The sequence below is a fragment of the Phytopseudomonas daroniae genome (assembly GCF_004327275.1).
GTDB lineage: Bacteria > Pseudomonadota > Gammaproteobacteria > Pseudomonadales > Pseudomonadaceae > Aquipseudomonas > Aquipseudomonas daroniae.
This window is the reverse complement of sequence record NZ_QJUJ01000001.1, coordinates 1,004,742-1,025,262: the sequence shown is the minus strand read 5'-3', so window position 1 is coordinate 1,025,262 and position 20,521 is coordinate 1,004,742. Positions and strand designations below refer to the sequence as shown.

Here is a 20,521-nt window from a genome sequence, read left to right as displayed (position 1 = left end):
GCTGCTACTGCCAGAGCGTACGTGCGCGACCCTGACGCTTGGCCTGATAGAGTCGCTGGTCGGCCAGGTGCAGAAGGCTTTCCAGGTCATCCGGTGCGCCATGGTAGACACCTGCGCTGAATGACAGCGGCGGTGCGCCGATGGCGTACTTGAGTTGCCCGCACTGCTCACGCAGGCGATCGAGTGCCTGGCTCAACTGCTCGGCGTCCTGCTGGCTGACCATGGCGAACTCCTCGCCGCCCAGGCGGCCGAGCAGGGCATCGGGGAAGGCCGCACTCAGCGCCCGTGAGAACGCGATCAGGGCGGCGTCGCCACTGGCGTGGCCGTGCTCGTCGTTGATCTGCTTGAAGAAGTCCATGTCGAGCATCGCCACGCTCAGGTTGCGGCCACCGCGCTGGGCCTGCTGGAACTGTTGAATGCCCTGCTCGTAGAAGGCTCGGCGGTTATTCAATCCGGTCAGCGCGTCGAATTGCGCGGCCTGCTTCAGTGCGCGCATCAGGTCGCGGCGCTCCAGGGTCGAGATCACCCGGCAGTTCAGTTCTTCAGGGCAGAACGGCTTGCGCAGGAAGTCGTCGGCGCCGTGCTTGATGAACATGGCGCTGAGCGAGCCCTTGGCGTCGGCGGACAGGCCGAGGATGATCAGTTCGTTGCGTTTCATCTTCTGGCGCAGCAGCTTGACCAGTTCGAAGCCGCTGATGCCGGGCATGCTGTGGTCGACCACCAGCAGGTCGATATCCGGTTGTTCCTTGAGGATGCGCAGGGCTTCGTCGCCGTCGCAGGCATCGATGATCTGGTAGCGATGCGGCGCCAGCACATGACGAATGAAGTGGCGCGTGGCCTCGGAGTCCTCGGCAACCAGAATCTTCACCTGGCTGTTGCTCTCCAGTCGGTGCAACAGGCGGAAGGCGTACTCGTAGGAGTGCTGGCTTTCCTTGAGTACATAATCGACCACGCCCTTGAGCAGCAGGTCGTCGCGGCGCTTTTCGTTGTACGAGCCGCTGAGCACGATGCACGGCAGTGCGTAGCGCATCACCAGATCGACGCTTTCGCCATCCGGCGCGTCCGGCAGATGCAGGTCGACGATGGCGGCGAAGAACAGCTCCGCCGAGGTTTCCAGCATCACCTCGGCTTCAGCCAGAGAAGCACAGAACACCGGTTGCAGATCCGTTTCCTGGCGGAACAGGTGTTCGAGGATTTTCAGTACCAGCGGGCTGTCTTCGATGACCAGAATATTGCGCACGGAACCCCCTGTGGCCGATCTGCGGTTGCCTTGAGTCTATAACGTGCGCACGCGTAACGAGCGGCCTTTGATCTTGCCTTCGCTAAGGTGCTTGAGCGCCTGTTTGGCGACGTTGCGCTCGACTGCGACATAGGCCTGGAAGTCGAAGATGGCGATCTTGCCGACCTGGCTGCCGGGGATACCCGCCTCGCCAGTGAGAGCGCCGAGGATGTCGCCAGGGCGCAGTTTGTCCTTGCGCCCTGCGCCGATGCACAGGGTGATCATCGGCGGTTGCAGCGGCTCACCGGCACGGGCTTTGAGACTGTTCAGCGGGTGCCAGGTCAGCGGGCTCTTCTGCAGGGCTTCGATGGCCTGGGCACGGTGCGCCTCGGGTGGCGCCACCAGGCTGACGGCGATGCCCTTCTCACCGGCGCGGCCGGTGCGGCCGACGCGGTGAATGTGGATCTCGGCATCACGCGCCAGCTCGACGTTGATCACCATGTCCAGGGCATCGATATCCAGACCGCGGGCTGCGACGTCGGTGGCCACCAGAACCGACAGGCTGCGGTTGGCGAACATCGCCAGCACCTGATCGCGGTCACGCTGCTCCAGGTCACCGTGCAGTGCCGAGGCCGAGATGCCCGCCGCGGTCAGATGATCGACCACTTCCTGGCACTGCTGCTTGGTGAAGCAGAAGGCTACGCTGGACTGCGGTCGGAAGCTGGCCAGTACATCGACCACGGCCTGCATGCGCTGCTCCGGCGAGATTTCGTAGAAGCGCTGCTCGATCTGGCTGTCGTCGTGCAACGCCTCGGCCTTGACCTGCTGCGGGTTGCGCATGAAAGTCGCGGACAACTGCTTGATGCCGGCCGGGTAGGTCGCCGAGAACAGCAAGGTCTGGCGGCGCTCCGGGGTCTGCCCGATGATCTCGGCGATGCTGTCGTAGAAGCCCATGTCGAGCATGCGGTCGGCTTCGTCGAGCACCAGGGTATTGAGGCCGTCCAGCTTCAGCGTGCCCTTGGCCAGATGCTGCTGTACCCGACCCGGCGTGCCAACGATGATCTGTGCGCCGTGCTCCAGGGAGCCGATCTGCGGGCCGAAGGGCACGCCACCGCAGAGGGTGAGAATCTTGATGTTGTCTTCACCCCGCGCCAGGCGGCGCAGTTCCTTGGCGACCTGATCGGCCAGCTCACGGGTCGGGCACAGCACCAGCGCCTGGCAGCCGAAGTAACGCGGGTTGAGCGGCGCCAGCAGGCCGATGCCGAAGGCGGCGGTCTTGCCGCTGCCGGTCTTGGCCTGGGCAATCAGATCCATGCCCTTGAGCATGACCGGCAGGCTTTGCGCCTGGATCGGCGTCATCTGCGCGTAACCGAGGGACTCGAGGTTCGCCAGCATGGCGGGCGACAGGGCAAGCGAGGAAAAAGCGGTGGCGGTCACGGTACAAGGCCTAGGTCTAAAGGCGCCTAGTGTAACAGGCGCCGTGCCAGCTTCCGTTCCTATCGCTACTCGTCGATGTCGACCTTGACCCGCCGGGCGCTGCGGCCGTCATCCGGGGACAACTGCAGGAAGATCCCCGCGGCCAGTATCGACAGTAGACCCACGCACAGGTAAGTGGCCTGGAAGGCACCCAGCACGCCATCCGTCGCGCCCCTGTCCAGGCTGAAGCCACCGAGCAGCGCGGCTGCAGCGGCGATGCCGAGGCTCATCGACAGTTGTACCACCACCGACAGCAGGCCGTTGCCGCTGCTCGCTTCGCTATCGCGCAGGTCGATCAGGGTCACGGTGTTCATGGCGGTGAACTGCAGTGAATTGACGGCGCCGATCAGGCCCAGTTGAATGACCAATTGCACGTGGGAGGTCTGCCCGTCGACCAGGGCCATGCTGGCGATCAGCAGGCCGAGCAGCACGGTATTGCTGGTGAGGATACGTCGGTAACCGAGGCGGTCGATCAGCGGCTTGGCCAGGGGCTTCATCGCCATGGCGGCCAGGGCCAGGGGAATCATGCTCATGCCGGCCTGGGCTGGCGAGTAGCCCATACCCAGTTGCAGTAACAGTGGCGTGAGAAACGGCAGGGCACCGCTGCCCAGGCGGGCAAAGATGTTGCCGAGAATCCCCACGGCGAAGCTGCGGGTATGGAACAGGCTGGGCGGGAACAGGGCGTTGGCTGTACGCCCGGCGCGCAGCCAGTAGGCCGCGAGGCAGGCCAGGCCGCCGAGCAACAGGAGCATCACCCGCACATGGGGCAGATGCAGTTCGCCGAGGCCTTCCAGCGACAGGGTGATCAGCAGCATGGCGGCGCCGAACAGCAGGAAACCGACCAGATCGAAACGGGTGCGCTCGGGGCCGCGCAAGTCCGGCATGAAGCGAAACGCGGCCCAGCAGCCGAGGGCGCCGACCGGCAGGTTGAGCAGAAAGATCCAGTGCCAGCTGGTGTACTCCACCAGCCAGCCGCCCAGCGTCGGGCCGATCAGTGGGCCGAGCAGACCGGGCAGGGTGATGAAGCTCATGATCCGCACCAGCTCGCTACGCGGATAGGCGCGCAGCACCACCAGGCGACCCACCGGCATCATCAGCGCACCGCCGAGGCCCTGGATGATGCGTGCGATCACCAGCATGTTCAGCGACTGCGAGACGGCGCACAGCAGCGAGCCGAGGCTGAACAGCAGGATGGCGCCAAAGAAGATATGCCGCGTGCCGAAGCGGTCGGCCAGCCAGCCGGAGGCGGGAATCAACAGTGCCACGGTGAGCATGTAGGCGATGACCACCGATTGCATGCGCAGCGGGTCTTCGGAAAGATCCGCGGCCATGCTCGGCAGGGCGGTGTTGAGAATGGTGCCATCCAGCGTCTGCATGAAGAATGCGATGGCGACGATCCAGGGCAGCAGGCGGGCAGTGCGGGCGTCGAGCAGGGTCATGGTGATCGGCGGTCGGCAAGTGGTAGCGCAGTTTGACCGATGATGGGCGGGAATGTCTCAGCGATTGCAGCGGCCGCTTCGAGTCCCCGGGGAGCTCGAAGCGGCGATGGCCTCAGGATGCAGAGCGCATCGCTTCGGCCATACGTTGCGGCGTGCCGCGTACTGGCGCGCCAGCGGCCTTGTAGTACGGCGCGGTGCTGCGTGGCAGGGCCTCGTGGCCGCGAATGCGGTCGGCGATCTTCTCGGCGATCATGATGGTGGTGGCATTGAGGTTGCCGGTGATGATTTCCGGCATGATCGATGCGTCCACCACGCGCAGGCCCTGCAGGCCGTGCACACGGCCTTGGCCATCGACTACCGCCATGTCGTCTTCGCCCATCTTGCACGAGCAGGAGGGGTGGAAGGCGGTTTCCGCATGTTCGCGGATGAAGGTGTCCAGCTCGTCGTCAGTCTGCACATGAGCACCGGGGCTCAGTTCGCGGCCGCGGTACGGATCCAGGGCCGGCTGGTTCATGATCTCGCGGGTCAGGCGGATACCGTCGCGAAATTCCTGCCAGTCCTGTTCATGGGACATGTAGTTGAACAGGATACTCGGGTGCTGGCGCGGATCCTTGGACTTCAGCTGCACGCGCCCGCGGCTCGGCGAACGCATGGAGCCGACGTGGGCCTGGAAGCCGTGTTCGTTCACCGCGTTGCTGCCGTTGTAGTTGATCGCCACCGGCAGGAAGTGGAACTGCAGGTTCGGCCACTCGAACCCCGCACGGGAGCGGATGAAACCGCCCGCCTCGAACTGGTTGCTGGCGCCGATGCCGTCGCCTTTGAGCAGCCATTTGGCGCCGATGCCTGGCTGGTTGAGCAGCTTCAGAGCCGGGTACAGCGACACGGGCTGGGTGCAGGCGTACTGCAGATACATTTCCAGGTGATCCTGCAGGTTGGCGCCGACACCGGGCAGATCGTTCAGTACTTCGATGTCCAGGTCGCGCAGCAGCTCGCCCGGGCCGACGCCGGAGCGCTGCAGGATCTGCGGCGAAGCGATGGCGCCAGCGCACAGCAGCACTTCACGGCGCGCGCTGGCGGTAGTGGCCTCGTTGGCGTTGCCGACCAGGTAGCTGACGCCGCTGGCGCGCTTGCCGTCGAACAGAATGCGGTCGGTGGTGGCGTGGGTGACGATGGTCAGATTCGGGCGCTCGCGTGCCTGATCCAGATAACCACGCGCCGTGCTGGCGCGGCGACCTTCCGGGGTCACCGTGCGATCCATCGGGCCGAAGCCTTCCTGCTGATAGCCGTTGAGGTCGTCGGTACGTGGATAACCGGCCTGCACGCCTGCCTCGACCATGGCGTGGAACAACGGGTTGTTACCGGCCTTGGGTGTGGTCACGCTGACCGGGCCGTCTCCGCCGTGGTAGTCATTGGGGCCGATATCGCGGGTTTCCGCCTTGCGGAAATACGGCAGGCAGTCCAGGTAGCTCCAGTCCTCGAGGCCGGGCTGCTTGGCCCAGTTGTCGAAATCCATGGCGTTGCCGCGGATGTAGCACATGCCGTTGATCAGCGATGAGCCGCCCAGGCCCTTGCCACGCCCGCATTCCATGCGACGGTTGTTCATGTACGGTTCGGGGTCGGTCTCGTAGGCCCAGTTGTAGCGCCGGCCCTGCAGTGGGAAAGCCAGGGCGGCGGGCATCTGGGTACGGAAGTCGAGGCGATAGTCGGGGCCGCCGGCTTCCAGCAGCAGTACGCTGACGTCGGCGTCCTCGGTCAGACGGGTTGCCAGCACGTTACCGGCCGAGCCGGCGCCAATGATGATGTAATCGTATTCCATAAAGCAGCACCCTCTGGGTGAAAGCGGCAAGCTTCAAGCGGCAAGAAAAAGCCGAAGGCGCTTTCTCTTCTACTTGCAGCTTGTGGCTTGTAGCTGTTTTCGTCAGAACACCGAGGCGTAATCGCCCAGCTCGACCTGCACGGATTTGATGCGGGTATAGTGAGCCAGGGTGGTCAGGCCGTTCTCGCGGCCGACACCGGATTGTTTGTAGCCGCCCACTGGCATCTCGGCGGGGGATTCGCCCCAGGTGTTGATCCAGCAGATGCCCGCTTCCAGCTTGTGGATAACCCGGTGCGCACGGGTCAGGTCGCGGGTGACGATGCCGGCGGCCAGGCCGTAATCGGTGTCGTTGGCGCGGCGGATGACTTCTTCCTCGCTGTCGTAGACGAGGATGCTCATCACCGGGCCGAAGATCTCCTCGCGCACGATGGTCATGTCGTCACGACAGTCGGTGAACACGGTCGGTGCCACGTAGGCGCCGTTGGCGTAGTCGCCATCCGTCACGCGTTCGCCGCCGACCAGCAGGCGCGCGCCTTGCTGGCGACCCTTCTCGATGTAGCCGAGGACGCTTTCCATATGGGCGAAACTGACCAGCGGGCCGAAGTTGGTCTGCTCGTCCTGCGGGCTGCCCAGACGAATGCGTTTGACCCGCTCGAGCACCTTGCTTTCGAAGCGCGCCTGCAGGGCACGAGGCACGAAGACCCGGGTGCCGTTGGTGCACACCTGGCCGGAGCTGTAGAAGTTGGCCATCATCGCGATGTCGGCGGCGCGTTCCAGGTCGGCATCTTCGAAGATGATCAACGGCGACTTGCCGCCCAGTTCCATGGTCACTTCCTTGAGCGACGAACTGGAGGCGCTGGCCATGACCTTCTTGCCGGTGACGGTGCCGCCGGTAAAGGAAATCTTCTCGATCCGCGGATGCTCGGTGAGCCACTGACCGACTTCGCTGCCGCTGCCGGTGAGCACGTTGAACACGCCATCCGGCAGGCCGGCTTCGCTGTAGATTTCGGCCAGCTTGAGGGTGGTCAGCGAGGTGACTTCGCTGGGCTTGAAGATCATCGCGTTGCCGGCAGCCAGGGCCGGAGCGGATTTCCACAGGGCGATCTGAATCGGATAGTTCCAGGCGCCAATACCGGCGACCACGCCCAGTGGCTCGCGACGTGTATAGACGAAGCTGGTGTCGCGCAGCGGGATCTGCTCGCCCTCGATGGCTGGGATCAGGCCGGCGTAATACTCGAGCACGTCGGCACCGGTGACGATGTCGACGAAGCGGGTTTCGCTCAGCGGTTTGCCGGTGTCCAGGGTTTCCAGCTCGGCCAGCTCATCGTTGCGCTCACGCAAGATGTCCACGGCGCGACGCAGGATGCGCGAGCGCTGCATGGCGGTCATCGCGGCCCAGACTTTCTGGCCCTGCTCGGCGCTGACAACGGCACGCTCGACATCTTCCTGGCTGGCGCGCTGAACGTTGGCCAGCACCTCGCCATTGGCCGGATTGATGCTCTGGAAAGTCGCGCTGCTGCTGGAGTCGACATAGCGGCCACCTATATAGAGCTTCTGGTCTTCGAATCGGGCCATGGGGCGTGCTCCTGATCGGGCCAGGACGCTGCACGCGCCCTGGCGGATGGATCGGCGTGATCGAGATGAAAAGACATGTCAGCCGATTTGGTTAAAAAACAGCCTACTTTATTTTTATTGATCGATCAATCAATAAAGATTCCAGGCGCGACGAGCATCGAGCCGAATACGACATGTGGATCAGCTTTGAACTGAGTTTGGAGGGATGCTGCCGTGTAGGAGCTGCGGGGGTGCCTAGCCTTGCGGGCTGCAATCGCAATGGTGGATGAAAAGAGCGTCAGCTACGCGCCCCGATCCACCCTACGGGGTGAGCGTCCGCTTCCGCTGGCTTAGCGGACGGTCGTAGGATGGGTGCAACCCATCAGAAATCGACGGGTTGCACCTGCGCGGCCCGCCCCATCCTACTTAATAAGAGGGGGCTTGCAGGTGATCGATGCCGATCATTGCGCGAGGATGCAGCGAGTAAATCAGCCGGCCTTGGCCAGTTGCAGGTCGAGGTAGTCGTAGGCGATCTGCGCCGCCTGGCGGGTATCGAAATTCTCCCCGGACAGCGCGCCGCGCAGCCACAGGCCATCGATAAGGGCAGCCATGCCGCGGGCGGCGGCGCGGGCCTGGGGTTGCGGCAGCACGCGGCGGAACTGGCCGCATAGATTGGAATACAGGCGCTGGTCGTTGACCCGCTGCAGGCGCCGCAGGGAGGGCTGGTGCATGCTGCTGGCCCAGAACGCCAGCCAGGTTTTCATCGCGGGCCCGCTGACCTGGGTCTCGTCGAAGTTGCCGTCGATGATCGCCCGCAAGCGAGCCTGCGGGGTGTCTTCGCGCAGCAAGCGGTAGCGCGCGTGCACGGCTTCGCTCAGCGCCTGCATGAGGTGGCGCATGGTCGCTTCGAGCAGGCCGTTCTTGTCCTGGAAGTAATGGCTGATGATGCCGTTCGACACGCCGGCGAGGCGCGCGATGTAGGCGATGCTGGCATCGCTCATGCCAACCTGGTCGACGGCTTCGAGGGTCGCCGCAATCAGTTGCGAGCGGCGGATCGGCTGCATTCCGACCTTGGGCATCGTGTTCTCCGGTGGGGACTGTCGCCGCAGTCTAACAGAGGCATTCTCGCTGCCGGAGTGTGTTAACGGAGGCTGTCGCTGGTGATCGCCGGCTATCCGCTGGGCTTCTGCCCCAATCAATCGCGCCACCGGCCGCTTTCATCGATACGACCGTGGGCCTGCATCATGGAGTATCTCGACGGCGCCACACGCTGGCCAGCCAGGGCTGTTGCTCGCGTGGCAGGCCAGCCGGGCGATAGTAATGTTCCAGCTCGTCGAAACCGGCGGCAACCAGCAGGAGGCGCCAGCTTTCCAGGTCATGCCAGGCACCGTAGCGTTCTCCGCTCCAGCCTTCCCGATTGTCGCCCCTCGGGTTGGAGCTGAACAGCACGCCGCCAGGTTTCAGGCTGGCACGCAGCTCCTTCAGCACTCGCGGCAGCTCCTGGCTAGGAATATGGAAGAGTACGGCGTTGGCGAAGATGCCGTCGAAGTGTTCTGGCGGTAGGTTCAGGGCGAGAAAGTCCTGCTGCCAGACCTCGCAGCCGCTGTCGGCATGGGCCATGGCGACGAATTGCGGGCAGCCGTCCAGCCCGACTGGGCGATGGCCGAGCGCCGCGAACGTGCGCAGGTCGCGGCCTGGGCCACAGCCGAAATCGAGAATGCTCAGGGGTGCCGTGCCGCGGGTGTGACGCAGCAGCGCTTCGATGTTCTGGCTGACGTCATGGGCGCGGATGCCCTCGCGAAAGCCTTCGGCACTGGCCTGGTAATGAGCCAGGGTGCGGGTGGTGATCTGTTGCAGCTGATCGTGGTCGAGGGACATGACGGGCCTTAGGGTCTGTTGACGTTTCAACGCGAGCCGCGTTGCCGCGAGAAATATCGCCAGGTTAGGCGGAGGACGCAGGGAATGGTAGTTCCCTTGCCAAGTCCTCCAACGACGCATGGCGAGATTTCCCGCGCAACCTAGGCGGCCCCACCCGAAGGGCCGGGCCCGTTTTGCCGCGATGCTGCGTTTCTCGCCGGCTCATTTAGCCCACTAAACTTCGCGGCTCGTGCCTTGCCTCGCGGCAAAACGGGCTCCGGCGCGGCCGTGCGTGAAGCGTCAACAGACCCTAACGCAGAACGTGGGTGACCATTTAACCGCATTGCGCCAGCTTTGCGCGGACGGGGCGTGACGATGCGCGATAACATCGCACCCTGAACAGGATTTGAGGTGACAGGGTGGATCTACAGCGGGGCTTCGTCCTGACCCGGCATTGGCGCGACACGCCGGCCGGTACCCAGGTGGAATTCTGGCTGTCGACCGACGACGGCCCGCGCCTGATCCGCCTGCCGCCGCAAAGGTCGGTGGCCTTCATTCCCGTCGAGCACCGCGCACGTGCCGAGGTCTTGCTGGGCAAGACGCCGGATGTCGAACTGCGCCCGCTGCAGCTGCGTGATTTCCGTCAGCGGCCGGTGCTCGGTCTGTATTGCCGCCAACAACGCCCCTTGATCCAGCTCGAGCAGACCTTGCGCCAGGGCGGTGTGGATGTCTACGAGGCCGATATCCGCCCGCCCGAGCGTTACCTGATGGAGCGTTTCATCACCGCCCCTGTGCTGTTCGGCGGTACGCCGACGGACGAGGGTGTGCTGATCGATGCGCAGTTGAAGCCGGCGCCGGACTATCGCCCGCAGCTCAAGCTGGTCTCCCTGGATATCGAAACCACAGCGCGCGGCGAGCTGTATTCCATCGCCCTGGAAGGTTGTGGCCAGCGTCAGGTGTACATGCTCGGGCCGCCGAACCGCGACACCGAGGTCGACTTCGACCTCGCTTATCTGGATAGCCGTGCCGCGTTGCTGGAAGCCTTGAATGGCTGGCTGGAACGCTTTGATCCGGACGCCATCATCGGCTGGAACCTGGTGCAGTTCGACCTGCGCGTACTGCAGGAGCACGCCCAGCGCCTGCAGGTGCCGCTGCGCCTCGGCCGTGGCGGCGAAGCCCTGGGCTGGCGCGAGCACGGCTCCAAGCAGCATTTCTTCGCCAGTGCGCCGGGCCGTCTGATCATCGATGGCATCGAGGCGCTACGCTCGGCTACCTGGAGTTTTCAGTCCTTCAGCCTGGAAAGCGTCGCTCAGCAACTGCTTGGCGAGGGCAAGGCGATCGACAATCCCTACCAGCGCATGGACGAGATCAATCGCATGTTCGCCGAGGACAAGCCGGCCCTGGCCCGCTACAACCTCAAGGACTGCGAGCTGGTAACGCGCATCTTCGCCAAGACCGAGCTGCTCACCTTCCTCCTCGAACGGGCCACGGTCACCGGCCTGCCGGTGGATCGCAGCGGTGGTTCGGTGGCCGCTTTCAGCCACCTGTACATGCCACTGATGCATCGCCAGGGGTTCGTTGCGCCCAACCAGGGCGAGCGCCCGCCTGAAGCCAGCCCAGGCGGTTTCGTCATGGATTCGCGGCCAGGGCTGTACGAATCGGTGCTGGTACTGGATTACAAAAGCCTCTATCCGTCGCTGATCCGCACCTTTCTGATCGACCCGGTGGGACTGGTCGAAGGTCTGCGCCAACCCGAGGATACCCATTCGGTACCGGGCTTTCGCGGCGCGCGCTTTTCGCGCACCCGGCATTGCCTGCCGGCCATCGTCGAACGTGTGTGGGAGGGCCGGGAAGCCGCGAAACGGGAAGGCAACGCACCCCTGTCCCAGGCACTGAAGATCATCATGAACGCCTTCTATGGTGTGCTGGGTTCCAGTGGTTGCCGCTTCTTCGATACGCGCCTGGCGTCTTCCATCACCCTGCGCGGCCATGAAGTGATGCGCCGTACTCGCGAGTTGATCGAGGCAGAGGGGCATGCGGTGATTTATGGCGATACCGATTCCACTTTCGTGTGGCTGCGCAGCGCTCATTCCGAAAGCGACGCCGAGCAGATCGGCCGGGGGCTGGTGCAGCGGGTCAACGCCTGGTGGCGCGAGCACCTGCAGGCCGAGTTCGGCTTGCAGAGTGCCCTTGAACTGCAGTTCGAAACCCACTTCAGCCGCTTTCTGATGCCGACCATCCGCGGTATGGAAGAGGGCAGCAAGAAGCGCTACGCCGGGCTGATCCAGCATGCCGATGGCCGCGAAGAGATGGTTTTCAAGGGATTGGAAACGGTGCGTAGTGACTGGTCGCCGCTGGCCCGGCAGTTCCAGCAGGAGCTGTATCTGCGCATCTTCAAGCGCCAGCCCTATCAGGATTACGTGCGCGACTATGTGCAGAGCACTCTGAATGGCGAGTTCGACGAGCGCCTGGTGTACCGCAAGCGTCTGCGCCGACGCCTCGGTGATTACCAGCGCAACGTACCACCCCACGTCCGGGCTGCACGTATGGCCGATGCCCATAACGATGAGCAGGGGCGGCCGCGGCAATATCAGAGCGGAGGCTGGATCAGTTACGTGATGAGCGTGGCCGGGCCCGAGCCGCTGGAGCTGCGCCGCGCGCCGATCGATTACGGCCACTACCTGACCAAGCAATTGCAGCCGGTGGCCGATGCCATCCTGCCGTTCGTGGATGACGATTTCACCGCGCTGATCGGTGGGCAGCTAGAGCTGTTCTGAGAGCCGGCTCACGATTTCGCGAGTCAGAATCAAGGGGCGCCTGACAGGACGCTACAAGGCGCAAGTGGACGTAGGGTGGATGACGCTCTTTTCATCCACCAGCCCGTAGGATGGGTGAAACCCATCAATTTCCGATGGGTTTCACCCATCCTACGACCGTCCGCTTACGCCTTCTTGCGATCGAACATGATACGCCCGCAGGCGATACGCAGCAGATCGTGAACAGTTTCTGAGACCTGTATCTTTGCTCTGACGTTCTTCCTTCGCTACGTGACCCGCGTTAGAGCCATGCGTCGAACGGAACGCGCTGCAGACAGAAATGCTGTCAGATTGAGTTGCATATTCAAAAAAGTAATTTGTTAGTAATTATTGATTCTTTTTTGTTTTATCTGCCTTGGCTTAGCCTTGCACCTGCCAATAACTAGCGCCTATCGAGTCTGGCCCGAGCCAGCTCACGATTCATGCCCCTGGAGCATCACACATGAAAAAATCCACCCTGGCCCTGGCCGTCACTATCGCCACTCTGGCTCAACAGGCCGGCGCCGCAGGCTTTATCGAAGACAGCACGGCCAAACTCGACCTGCGCAATTTCTATTACGACCTGAATCAGAAAAACACCGCAAACAGCAACAGTGAGCAAAATGAGTGGGGCCAGGGCTTCATCTTCAATTACCAGTCCGGTTTCACCGAGGGTACCGTGGGTGTGGGCGTTGACGTCATTGGCCTGTACGGCCTGCGCCTGGATTCCGGCGGCAACAGCAGTACTCCTCGTAGCCGTGCCCCGGGCGCGCTGTTTCCCCAGGAAAGCGATGGCAGCGCCGTGAACGACTACAGCAAGGCTGGCGCCACCGCCAAGTTCCGCCTCTCCAAGACCGAGCTGCGCCTGGGCACCCTGCAGCCGAAGCTGCCAGTCGTGACCTTCAACGACGGTCGTCTGCTGCCGCAACTGTTCGACGGTGGCCAGGTCATCTCCAACGAGATCGACGGCCTGACCCTGACTGCTGGTCAGCTGGAACACACCAAAACCCGTTCTTCTACCGATGACATTGGCCTGAAGATCGCTGGTGCCGGTGCGGCTGCCGATACCAACAAGTTCTATTTCGCCGGTGGCGACTACAAAATCACCAAGGATCTGACCGCGCAGTACTACTACGGTAACCTGGAAGACTTCTACAAACAGCACTTCCTGGGCCTGGTACACAACCTGGCGCTGCCGGCTGGTAGCCTGAAGACCGACCTGCGTTATTTCAACAGCGGTTCCGATGGCAAGAATGGCAGCGCTGCTGGCCGCGCCGAAGGCTATTACAGCAGTGGTTACTGGGCTGCTGGCGACTCCAAGGCAGGTGAAGTCGACAACCAGACCTGGAGCGCCCTGTTCACCTACAGCCTCGGCGGCCATGCGCTGAGTGCCGGTTATCAGCAGGTTTCTGGCGACAGCGCCTTCCCGTTCCTCAATCAGGGTGACGGTTCCACCGCCTACCTGATCACTGACCGTCAGATCGGCAAGTTCCTCAGTGCCGGTGAGCGCACCTGGCTGGCCGAGTACGGTTATGATTTCGGTACTGTTGGTGTGCCGGGACTGAAGGCAATCGTCACTTACCTCAAGGGCGACAATATCGACGCAGTTGGTGGCGATCGCAAAGAGTGGGAGCGTGACTTCCGTCTGGATTACACCGTGCAGCAAGGTTCGCTCAAAGGCCTGGGGCTCTCCTGGCGGAATGCATCGCTGCGTGGCAACACCAGCACTGCCGACGCCGACGAGAACCGTCTGATCGTCAGCTACAGCCTGCCACTGCTGTAAGGTTTTTCGGGCGGGGCGAAGCGTTGCTTCCCTCGCCCTTTTTATTCGAGCCTGCCTGCGCCACGTTTGGGTAGGTGCTCAGCGCGACGGCGGCTAGCCGCTTCGATCGCGCGACTCCATTCCTCGTGGTGGAATCTTGCCGGGCATTTGCCCGGTTTTTTTTGCCTGCGTTTTGGCACCCCCAGCGGCCGTCGCACACCAGAGATCTGCTACCTGGTGCCGTACCTGCGAATTGATTTGCAAAGACCATGTGGTCTGATCGCCGGAACCCATGGTTGCCCGAACGTTCTTTACTGAACATTCGCGAAGGGGCAACGAGCCATGGCACTCAGTGAAAAACACAAAATGCTGATCGGTGAACTCTATCTGGCCAGCGATCCCGAACTGCAGGCCGAGAGCGCTGCAACCATTGCCTGGCTGGCGCGCTACAACGGCAACCTCGGCCTGTCACCTGCCGAGCGCACCCAGGTGTTGGCCGAACGCCTGGCTACGATTGGCCGAGGCGTGGTGGTGCGTTCGCCGTTTCACTGCGACTACGGCTTCAATATCAGCCTGGGTGACGAGGTGTTCATCAACTTCAACTGCGTGATTCTCGACGTGGTGGCCGTGAGTATTGGCGACAAGACCCAGATCGGCCCGGGTGTGCAGATCCTCACCGCCGATCACCCGCGCGACCCCGCCGAACGCGAATCCGGTCTGGAATTCGGCCGACCGGTAAAAATCGGCCGCAACGTGTGGATTGGGGCGGGTGCGCTGATCCTGCCGGGCGTGACTGTCGGTGACAACGCATTGATCGGCGCTGGCAGTGTGGTTACCCGCGACATTCCTGCAGGAGCGACGGTAGTGGGTAATCCGGCGCGCGTGCTCGGCTGACAGCCATCAGGCTGGGCAGGCCCGCTGTTGACCATGCGCAATGGGCCTGTCGGTGTGATTGTTTTTTTTTGGTTATAAATAAATCATTATTTATTCTTTTTAATATTTTGTGTTCCTGAGCATAGTGAGCGCCACGCAACGACTCACTGAAGGAGCACACAGCATGAGCATCCGCCTTGGCGACATCGCCCCTGACTTCGAACAGGACTCCAGCGAAGGCCGTATCCGCTTCCACGAGTGGCTGGGCAGCCAGTGGGGCATCCTGTTTTCTCATCCGGCTGACTTCACTCCGGTGTGCACCACCGAGCTGGGCTTCACCGCCAAGCTGAAAGACGAATTCGCCAAGCGCAATCTCAAGGCCATCGCTTTGTCCGTCGACCCGGTGGATTCCCACGTGAAGTGGATCGACGACATCAACGAGACCCAGAACACGGCGGTCAACTTCCCGATCCTGGCCGATGCCGATCGCAAGGTTTCCGAGCTCTACGACCTCATCCACCCGAACGCCAACGATACCCTGACCGTGCGTTCGCTGTTCGTCATCGACCCGAACAAGAAGGTTCGCCTGACCATCACCTACCCGGCGAGCACGGGCCGAAACTTCAACGAAATTTTGCGTGTAGTCGACTCGCTGCAACTCACCGACAGCCACAAGGTGGCCACTCCAGCCAACTGGCAGGACGGCGACGACGTGGTGATCGTGCCCTCGCTGAAAGACGAAGACGAGATCAAGCAGCGTTTCCCAAAAGGTTACCGGGCGGTGAAGCCGTACCTGCGCCTCACCCCGCAACCGAACAAGTAAGGACGTCCCATGTTGGTGGTTTTACTGGGCGGCAGTCCGAGCCGGAAGTCGCGCTCGAACGTGCTGCTCGATAGGGCGCGGCAGTGGCTGCAATCCCATGGCGTCGAGGTGGTGACCTATCAGGTGCGCGACTTCGAGGCTGAGGATCTGCTCTTCGCCCGCTTCGACAGCCCGCGGATTCAGGGGCTGCAGGCCCATGTGGCCGCCGCTGATGGGCTGATCGTGGCGACGCCGGTGTACAAAGCCTCGTTTTCCGGGGCCTTGAAAACCCTGCTCGATGTGCTGCCCGAGCGTGCTCTGCACCACAAGGTGGTGCTGCCAATCGCCACTGGCGGCAGCAGCGCACACATGCTGGCCGTGGATTACGCCCTGAAGCCGGTGCTGTCCGCGCTCAAGGCTCAGGAAGTGCTGCACGGCGTTTTCGCCGATGACAGCCAGATCGCCTACACCGACACCGGGGCCGATCTGCTACCGGTACTGGAACAGCGTCTGGATGACGCCTTGCAACACCTGATTCAGGCGCTCAACCGCCGGCCACAACCGATCGAGCCGGGCTTGTTGAACGAACGCCTGATCAGCGGGCGCTGGAGCGCCTGAGGCAACGATTCACACACATTCCCATGGGTGGTTTTCCATCCTTACCCACCTTACTAGCCCGACAACGAGGCGGCAGGTGGCCAAATACTCAATGCAGAGGAGAGCGCCATGCGCACTATCACTTTGCGTCGGAGTCTGGTCGCCTTGTTTGCCGCGGCCATTTCCTTCGGCGCCATTACTCACGCTCAAGCCGAGACACTGCGTATCGGCTATCAGAAATACGGCACCCTGGTGCTTCTCAAGGCCAAGGGCACGCTGGAGAAGCGTCTTGCCGAAAAGGGCGTGGACGTCAAATGGACGGAGTTTCCGGGTGGTCCGCAACTGCTCGAAGGTCTGAACGTCGGCTCGGTGGACTTCGGCGTAACCGGTGAAACGCCGCCGGTATTCGCCCAGGCGGCCGGTGCCGATCTGCTCTACGTGGCCTACGAGCCACCAGCACCGCACAGCGAAGCGATTCTGGTTCCCAAGGATTCGCCGCTCAAGTCGGTGGCCGAGCTCAAAGGCAAGAAGGTTGCCCTGAATAAAGGCTCCAACGTGCACTACCTGCTGGTACGTGCCCTGGAAGATGCCGGCCTGAAATACAGCGACATTCAGCCCGTTTACCTGCCGCCCGCCGATGCCCGCGCGGCGTTCGAGCGTGGCAGCGTCGACGCCTGGGTCATCTGGGATCCCTTCCAGGCGGCCGCCGAGCAGCAGTTGCAGGCGCGCACCCTGCGCGATGGCGAAGGCCTGGTCGACAACCATCAGTTTTACCTGGCGACCAAGCCCTACGCCGAGAAGAACCCAGCGGTACTCAACGTGCTGATCGAGGAAGTGCGTGCCGTGGGTGAAGACTCCAAGGCCGACCCGGATGCGGTCACCGATCTGGTGGCACCACTGCTTGGTCTGCCCAAGGACATCACCTCGATCGCAGTGAAGCGCCAGGGCTACGGCGCTGCGACGCTTACTCCGGAAGTGGTGGCGGCGCAGCAGAAGATCGCCGACACCTTCACCGAGCTGAAACTGATTCCCAAGAAATTGAGCATCAAGGACGTGATCTGGACTCGGCCAGATGGACCGCCAGCATCGCTCGCGGCTGCTCAGAAAACCCAGCAGTAAGACATCCAGCTGCGTGGCCGGCGGCCACGCAGCGACCCAATCCCAAGGAGACCACTCCATGAGTCTGAACATTTTCTGGTTTCTGCCGACCCACGGCGACGGCCATTATCTCGGTACCTCGCAAGGGGCCCGCGCCGTTGACCACGGTTACCTGCAGCAAATCGCCCAGGCTGCCGACCGCCTCGGTTTCGGCGGCGTACTGATTCCCACCGGTCGTTCCTGCGAGGATTCCTGGCTGGTCGCCGCCTCGCTGATCCCGGTGACCCAGCGTCTGAAGTTCCTCGTTGCCCTGCGTCCGGGCATCATTTCTCCGACCGTGGCTGCGCGCCAGGCCGCGACTCTGGATCGTCTGTCTGGCGGCCGTGCGCTGTTCAATCTGGTTACCGGCGGTGACCCGGACGAACTGGCGGGTGACGGTCTGAACCTGTCCCACGCCGAGCGTTACGAAGCGTCCGTCGAGTTCACCCGCATCTGGCGCCGTGTGCTGGAAGGCGAGGTGGTCGATTACGACGGCAAACACATCCAGGTGAAGGGCGCCAAGCTGCTTTACCCGCCGATCCAGCAACCGCGTCCGCCACTGTATTTCGGCGGTTCCTCGGAAGCGGCGCAGGATCTCGCCGCCGAGCAGGTCGAGCTGTACCTGACCTGGGGCGAGCCACCGGCTGCGGTGGCCGAGAAGATAGCCGCAGTGCGCAAGAAAGCCGCGGCCCAGGGCCGTGAAGTGCGCTTCGGCATTCGTCTGCACGTGATCGTCCGGGAAACCAACGAGGAAGCCTGGCAAGCCGCCGACAAGCTGATCGCTCATGTCGACGACGACACCATCGCCCGTGCCCAGGCCTCCCTGGCGCGCTTCGACTCGGTCGGCCAGCAGCGCATGGCTGCCCTGCACGGCGGCAGCAAGGACAATCTGGAAGTGTCACCCAACCTGTGGGCAGGCGTCGGCCTGGTGCGCGGTGGTGCCGGTACCGCGCTGGTCGGCGATGGCCCTACGGTCGCCGAGCGGGTCAAGGAATACGCCGCGCTGGGCATCGATACTTTCATCTTCTCCGGTTATCCGCACCTCGAAGAATCTTATCGGGTCGCCGAGCTGCTGTTCCCGCACCTGGATGTGAACCGCCCGGCGCTGCCGGAAGGTGCGAACTATGTCAGCCCGTTCGGTGAAATGGTCGCCAACGACATCCTGCCCAAGGCGGCTTCGGCCAGTTGAAACGCTGCCGGGCCTGGACGCCCGGCCATCCCGTGATGATTGAGGTATGCAATGAGCAACACGTCTTTCCATAACCTGGCCCTGCGCCTGGCGCCATGGGCTCTGCCCGTGGCGCTGCTGGTCGCCTGGCAGGGTTCGGTAGCCCTGGGGCTGCTGTCCACGCGTATTCTGCCGGCGCCCAGCGCGGTATTCGAGGCCGGCTGGCAACTGCTGTCCAGTGGCGAAATCTGGACGCACCTGGCGATCAGCGGTTGGCGCGCTGGCGTTGGCTTCGCCATTGGCGGCGGCATCGGCCTGGCGCTGGGGTTCATCACGGGCTTGTCGAAATGGGGTGAGCGCCTGATCGACAGCTCGGTGCAGATGATCCGCAACGTGCCGCACCTGGCACTGATTCCGCTGGTGATCCTGTGGTTCGGTATCGATGAGAGCGCGAAGATTTTCCTGGTCGCCCTCGGCACGCTGTTCCCCATCTACCTGAATACTTACCACGGCATCCGCAACGTCGACCCGGCGCTGGTGGAGATGTCGCGCAGCTATGGTCTGTCCGGATTCGCGCTGTTCCGGCAGGTGATCCTCCCGGGTGCGCTGCCATCGATTCTGGTCGGTGTGCGTTTCGCCCTCGGCCTGATGTGGCTGACCCTGATCGTCGCCGAAACCATTTCCGCCAGCAGCGGCATCGGTTACCTGGCGATGAACGCCCGTGAATTCCTGCAGACCGACGTGGTGGTGCTGGCGATTCTGCTATACGCGGTGCTCGGCAAGCTGGCCGACGTTGCCGCCCGTGGACTTGAACGTGCCTGGTTGCGTTGGCATCCGGCCTATCAGGCCAAGGCAGGTGCGAAATGACCGCTTTGCATAGCCTCAAACGGGGCACGCCGCTGACTATCCGCGGCATTCAGAAATCCTTTGGCGAACGCCAGGTACTCAAGGACATCGACCTGCGCATTCCTTCCGGTCAGTTCGTTGCCGTGGTTGGGCGCAGTGGTTGCGGCAAGAGCACCCTGCTGCGTCTGCTCGCCGGCCTCGATCAGCCCACTGGCGGCGAGCTGCTGGCCGGCAACGGCACCCTGGCCGCGACCCGCGACGACACCCGTCTGATGTTTCAGGAAGCGCGTCTGCTGCCGTGGAAACGCGTGATCGACAACGTCGGCCTCGGCCTCACCGGTGACTGGCGCCCCAAGGCTCAGCAGGTGCTGGAAGCTGTCGGCCTGGGCGAGCGCGCCAACGAATGGCCGGCGGCGCTGTCCGGTGGCCAGAAACAACGCGTGGCCTTGGCCCGTGCGCTGATTCATGAACCACGCCTGTTGCTGCTCGACGAGCCGCTGGGTGCACTGGATGCCCTGACCCGTATCGAAATGCAGCAGTTGATCGAAGGCCTGTGGCAGAAGCACGGTTTTACCGTGCTGCTGGTCACCCACGACGTCAGCGAAGCCGTCGCGACCGCTGACCGGGTAATTCTGATCGAAGACGGTCAGGTCGGCCTGGATCTGGAAGTGAACCTGCCGCGCCCACGCAACAAGGGTTCGGCACGCCTCGCCTCGTTGGAGGCCGAGGTGCTCAACCGCGTTCTGCAACTGCCCGAGCTGCCACCGCAGCCCGATCCCGTTTCGCCGCTCCCGACGCAACTGCGCTGGGCGCTTTAAAAGCAGCGACAAGCTTCAAGGCGGATAGCCGCCCCCCACAAGCTGCAAGTAAAAGCCTGAGCGCTCTCTTGTCGCTTGCAGCTTGAAGCTTGCCGCTAAATTCGACCCCAGGAGAAATTTGACATGACCATTAAAGCCATCAACGTTCGTAACCAGTTCAAAGGCACCATCAAGGAAATCGTCGAAGGCGACGTACTATCGGAAATCGACGTGCAGACCGCTGCAGGCATCGTTACTTCGGTGATCACTACCCGTTCCGTGCGCGAGCTGGAGCTGGGCGTGGGCAGCGAAGTGATCGCCTTCGTGAAGTCGACGGAAGTATCCATCGCCAAGCTCTGATCGCTTGACGTGGGAAAACGGCC

The 20,521-nt window shown here is 62.8% G+C and carries 17 protein-coding genes; 10 read left to right on the top strand and 7 right to left on the bottom strand.

What is annotated here, in order from left to right; genetic code table 11:
* Positions 1 to 4: 4 nt before the first annotated feature.
* The 7 genes from DNK10_RS04795 to DNK10_RS04765 form a co-directional block, all read right to left on the bottom strand.
* A complete protein-coding gene (locus DNK10_RS04795; protein ID WP_131190736.1) occupies positions 5 to 1,240 on the bottom strand; it encodes a diguanylate cyclase domain-containing protein in 1,236 nt (411 codons plus the stop codon).
* 36 nt (positions 1,241 to 1,276) lie between these two features.
* The gene (gene dbpA / locus DNK10_RS04790) at positions 1,277 to 2,656 is read right to left on the bottom strand and encodes an ATP-dependent RNA helicase DbpA (protein ID WP_131178126.1); all 1,380 of its coding nucleotides are present in this window, start codon (positions 2,654 to 2,656) and stop codon (positions 1,277 to 1,279) included.
* Positions 2,657 to 2,721: 65 nt separating this feature from the next.
* Positions 2,722 to 4,134, bottom strand: coding sequence for a multidrug transporter subunit MdtD (gene mdtD, locus DNK10_RS04785; protein ID WP_131190735.1), 1,413 nt, complete (start codon positions 4,132 to 4,134; stop codon positions 2,722 to 2,724).
* Between the two features lie 112 nt (positions 4,135 to 4,246).
* Positions 4,247 to 5,950, bottom strand: a complete 1,704-nt coding sequence (gene betA, locus DNK10_RS04780; protein ID WP_131190734.1) for a choline dehydrogenase — start codon at positions 5,948 to 5,950, stop codon at positions 4,247 to 4,249.
* Between the two features lie 102 nt (positions 5,951 to 6,052).
* Positions 6,053 to 7,525: a betaine-aldehyde dehydrogenase gene (betB, locus tag DNK10_RS04775; protein WP_131190733.1), complete on the bottom strand. Its 1,473-nt coding sequence runs from the start codon at positions 7,523 to 7,525 to the stop codon at positions 6,053 to 6,055.
* A gap of 467 nt (positions 7,526 to 7,992) precedes the next feature.
* A complete protein-coding gene (gene betI / locus DNK10_RS04770; protein WP_131178122.1) occupies positions 7,993 to 8,583 on the bottom strand; it encodes a transcriptional regulator BetI in 591 nt (196 codons plus the stop codon).
* A gap of 163 nt (positions 8,584 to 8,746) precedes the next feature.
* The gene (locus tag DNK10_RS04765) at positions 8,747 to 9,382 is read right to left on the bottom strand and encodes a class I SAM-dependent methyltransferase (protein WP_131190732.1); all 636 of its coding nucleotides are present in this window, start codon (positions 9,380 to 9,382) and stop codon (positions 8,747 to 8,749) included.
* A 398-nt stretch (positions 9,383 to 9,780) separates the two neighbouring features.
* On the opposite strand from DNK10_RS04765, the gene DNK10_RS04760 reads away from it, so the two are divergent.
* The 10 genes from DNK10_RS04760 to DNK10_RS04715 all read left to right on the top strand — a co-directional run bounded on the left by DNK10_RS04760 (position 9,781) and on the right by DNK10_RS04715 (position 20,498).
* Positions 9,781 to 12,138, top strand: a complete 2,358-nt coding sequence (locus DNK10_RS04760) for a DNA polymerase II (RefSeq protein WP_131190731.1) — start codon at positions 9,781 to 9,783, stop codon at positions 12,136 to 12,138.
* Between the two features lie 481 nt (positions 12,139 to 12,619).
* Positions 12,620 to 13,939, top strand: a complete 1,320-nt coding sequence (locus tag DNK10_RS04755) for an OprD family porin (protein ID WP_131190730.1) — start codon at positions 12,620 to 12,622, stop codon at positions 13,937 to 13,939.
* Positions 13,940 to 14,260: 321 nt separating this feature from the next.
* Positions 14,261 to 14,812 (top strand): sugar O-acetyltransferase, encoded by a 552-nt coding sequence (locus tag DNK10_RS04750; protein ID WP_131178118.1) that lies wholly within the window; start codon positions 14,261 to 14,263, stop codon positions 14,810 to 14,812.
* 163 nt (positions 14,813 to 14,975) lie between these two features.
* On the top strand, positions 14,976 to 15,614 hold the full coding sequence (locus DNK10_RS04745) for a peroxiredoxin (RefSeq protein ID WP_131178117.1): 639 nt from the start codon (positions 14,976 to 14,978) through the stop codon (positions 15,612 to 15,614).
* Between the two features lie 9 nt (positions 15,615 to 15,623).
* The gene (gene ssuE, locus DNK10_RS04740) at positions 15,624 to 16,211 is read left to right on the top strand and encodes an NADPH-dependent FMN reductase (protein WP_131178116.1); all 588 of its coding nucleotides are present in this window, start codon (positions 15,624 to 15,626) and stop codon (positions 16,209 to 16,211) included.
* A 108-nt stretch (positions 16,212 to 16,319) separates the two neighbouring features.
* A complete protein-coding gene (locus DNK10_RS04735) occupies positions 16,320 to 17,309 on the top strand; it encodes a sulfonate ABC transporter substrate-binding protein (protein WP_131190729.1) in 990 nt (329 codons plus the stop codon).
* 58 nt (positions 17,310 to 17,367) lie between these two features.
* Entirely contained in the window at positions 17,368 to 18,516 is a 1,149-nt protein-coding gene (ssuD, locus tag DNK10_RS04730; protein WP_131190728.1) for an FMNH2-dependent alkanesulfonate monooxygenase, read from the top strand.
* Between the two features lie 51 nt (positions 18,517 to 18,567).
* Entirely contained in the window at positions 18,568 to 19,362 is a 795-nt protein-coding gene (ssuC, locus tag DNK10_RS04725) for an aliphatic sulfonate ABC transporter permease SsuC (RefSeq protein WP_131178113.1), read from the top strand.
* Positions 19,359 to 20,159, top strand: a complete 801-nt coding sequence (ssuB, locus tag DNK10_RS04720; protein WP_131190727.1) for an aliphatic sulfonates ABC transporter ATP-binding protein — start codon at positions 19,359 to 19,361, stop codon at positions 20,157 to 20,159. The genes ssuC and ssuB overlap by 4 nt, the downstream gene beginning before the upstream one ends.
* A 123-nt stretch (positions 20,160 to 20,282) precedes the next feature.
* Complete coding sequence (locus DNK10_RS04715) at positions 20,283 to 20,498, top strand: TOBE domain-containing protein (protein ID WP_013793202.1); 216 nt, start codon at positions 20,283 to 20,285, stop codon at positions 20,496 to 20,498.
* The last annotated feature ends 23 nt before the right edge of the window (positions 20,499 to 20,521 follow it).